This is a genomic window from Duganella callida (assembly GCF_004614165.1).
GTDB lineage: Bacteria > Pseudomonadota > Gammaproteobacteria > Burkholderiales > Burkholderiaceae_D > Rugamonas > Rugamonas callida.
Window position 1 is genome coordinate 1 of record NZ_SPVG01000066.1, and the last position, 2,668, is coordinate 2,668.

At 68.6% G+C, this 2,668-nt stretch carries 2 protein-coding genes and 1 pseudogene; 2 read left to right on the forward strand and 1 reads right to left on the reverse strand.

From position 1 onward, the window contains the following. Positions 1-30: 30 nt before the first annotated feature. Positions 31-822, reverse strand: coding sequence for an SDR family NAD(P)-dependent oxidoreductase (locus E4L98_RS06560; RefSeq protein WP_135200765.1), 792 nt, complete (start codon positions 820-822; stop codon positions 31-33). 163 nt (positions 823-985) lie between these two features. Here E4L98_RS06560 and E4L98_RS06565 point away from each other — a divergent pair, with 163 nt between their 5' ends. Together E4L98_RS06565 and E4L98_RS06570 are read left to right on the forward strand one after the other, a co-directional pair. Beyond that, on the forward strand, positions 986-2,206 hold the full coding sequence (locus E4L98_RS06565) for a hypothetical protein (protein ID WP_229257285.1): 1,221 nt from the start codon (positions 986-988) through the stop codon (positions 2,204-2,206). Next, a pseudogene (locus tag E4L98_RS06570) lies at positions 2,166-2,668 on the forward strand (hypothetical protein); the annotation flags it as partial. The gene E4L98_RS06565 and the pseudogene E4L98_RS06570, both read left to right, overlap by 41 nt.

Below are 2,668 nucleotides of genomic sequence, written 5' to 3' on the forward strand. Positions count from 1 at the left end.
GGCCGCGGGCGGTGCCGCGTGAAGCGGCGGCTAGAAGGCGCTCTTGACCACGCCGCCATCGACGCGCAGCGCCGCGCCGGTGGTGGCGGCGGCCAACGGGCTGGCCACGTAAGCCACCAGCGACGCCACCTCCTGCGGCGTGCCGAAGCGTTTGATCAGCGAGGTCGGCCGCACGTGGCTGAAGAATTCCGCCTCCACCTGTTCGAAGGTCTTGTCGCTGGCGCGCGCCATGTCCTCGACGAAATCGCCGACGCCGCGCGATTTGGTCGGTCCCGGCAGCACGCTGTTGACCGTGATGCCGGTGCCGGCCACCGATTCGGCCAGTCCGCGCGACACCGCCAGTTGCGCGGTCTTGGTCATGCCGTAATGGATCATCTCGGTCGGGATCTGCACCGCGCTCTCGCTGGAAATGAAAATGATGCGGCCCCAGTCGGCGCGCTTCATCGCCGGCAGCACCAGCCGCGCCAGGCGCACGCCGCTCAGCACGTTGACATCGAAGAAACGCAGCCAGTCCGCGTCGGGAATGTCCTCGAACGCCTTCGGCTCAAAGATGCCCAGGTTGTTGACCAGGATGCCGATGCCCGGATAGCGTTGCACCACCTCCTCGGCGGCGGCGGCCTGGCTCAGATCGCCGGCATAGCCATGCACCGTGGCCGACGTTTCCGCGCGGATGCGCGCCACCGCCTCGTCGACGCCGGCCTGGGTGCGGCCGTTGACGATCACGCTGGCGCCTTCGCGCGCCAGCGTGGCGGCGATGGCGTAGCCGATGCCCGCCGTGCTGCCGCTGACCAGTGCCAGCTTGCCATTCAATTGTAAATCCATGTCTTCCCCCTGTCTGTCGCGGATCGCGGATGTCCTGATGATAGCCCGGCGCGGCGCCGGCATCCATACACAATCCTACGGGCCGGAACCCCGACTAATGGCGGAGCCGGCGCCATGGCGGCCTGCCTATACTGGACTTTTGCCATCAACCCGAGGAAGCACGATGAATATCCGCCACAGCTTGTTGTTGACCCTGGTCCTTGCAGTGCAGTCGGCGTCCGCGGCGCCGCCGCCGGCCATGCAATCGGCCAGCAAGCTCAGTTTCGGCGATGCCGGCACGCTGTTTGTGGCGGACTGGAAGGGCGCGCGCATCTACGCGCTGCCGCTGCCGACGCCCGCCAGGCCGGCGGGCAAACCGTTCAATCTGCTGGATGTGCAGGCGCCGATCGCCAAGGCGCTGGGTGTGGCGCCGACCGCGCTGCGTTTCGAAGACCTGGCGGTGCAGCCCGGCAGCGAGGTGGCCTACGTGGCGCTGACCGTGCGCGGCGCCAAGGGGCAGGGCAAGCCGGCCATCGTCAGCATCGACGCGGCCGGCAAGGTCAGCCGGCTGGATCTCGGCAAGGTGTCGGGCTCGGCCCCGATCAGCGATGCGCCGACGGCCGACGTCACCTTCTGGCACGACCTGCCCGAACAGACGCTGACCGTGACCGACATGCGCTACTACCAGAACAAGCTGTACGTGGCGGGCCTGTCGAACCGCAGCTTTGCCTCCACCCTGCGCGTCTACGACTATCCGTTCACCGGCAAGGCCAGCGCCACCACGGTCGAAATGTACCATCCGGTGCACAACCAGATCGAAACGCGCGCGCCGATCCGCAGCATGACGGTGATGACCATCGGCGGCGAACCGACGCTGGTGGCGGCCTACACCTGCACGCCGCTGGTCACCATTCCGCTCAAGGAGCTGAAGGACGGCGCGCATATCGCCGCCAAGACCGTGGGCGAACTGGGATGGGGCAGCGCGCCCAACGGCCTGGTGAGCTTCAGGATGGGCGATGCGGAATATGCCTTGCTGGTCAATTCCAGCCGCTCGGCCGACCTGCTGAGCGCCGCCGATCTGGCCAGCGCCACCGCCGCGCCGGGACTGAACACGCCGATCGAGTGGCCGGCCAAGCCCTATCTGGGCGTCAAGGCGACGATGACGCCGATGGCGGCGACCATGCGGGTCGACAACCTCAACGCGCAACTGCTGCTGGCGCTGCGCCGCTCGGACGCCGGCGGCGAGATGCAGCTGGTGTCGATCCCGAAAGGCGGCTACCTGCGCCTGAGCGATTTCGTCAACGAGTATGACTTCCCGGATTACCGCTATCCGGACGGCGACAAATTCCGCGACTTCCACAAATATGCGCGCACCATCGAGGGCTATCCTGAACTGGCCCGCTAGCGCGGCGCTGCTGGCGCTGGCGACGGGCGCGGCCTGGGGCGCCAGCGTCACGCCGTCGGGGCCGGACGTGGCGGAAAACCTGCTGCGCATCGAGCTGCACCTGGAGCGGCCGCTGGCGGCGCCGCTGGACATGGCCCACGTCACGCTGCTGGACAGCGCCGGCGCGCCGATTCCCGAGGCCTTCCTCGACCTGCCGCTAAGCGACCGCGACGGCAAAACCCTGACGCTGTTGCTGCACCCGGGACGCATCAAGCGCGGCGTCGGTCCCAACCTGGCGCTCGGGCCGGCGCTGCACAACGGCCAGTCGGTGACCCTGCGCATCGACGATCCGCAGCTGGGCCGCCCGCTTGAACAGCGCTGGCGCGTGACGGCGGCAGTGCGCCAGCCCATCGATCCGCGGCAATGGGCGGTGCTGCCGGCCGCGCCCGGCAGCCGCCAGCCGCTGCGCGTGCTCCTTCCCGC

Bases quoted from the DNA above. Each gene is read 5' to 3' on its own strand.
- E4L98_RS06560 (WP_135200765.1), bottom strand. From the start codon at position 822: ATGGATTTACAATTGAATGGCAAGCTGGCACTGGTCAGCGGCAGCACG.
- E4L98_RS06565 (WP_229257285.1), top strand. From the start codon at position 986: ATGAATATCCGCCACAGCTTGTTGTTGACCCTGGTCCTTGCAGTGCAG.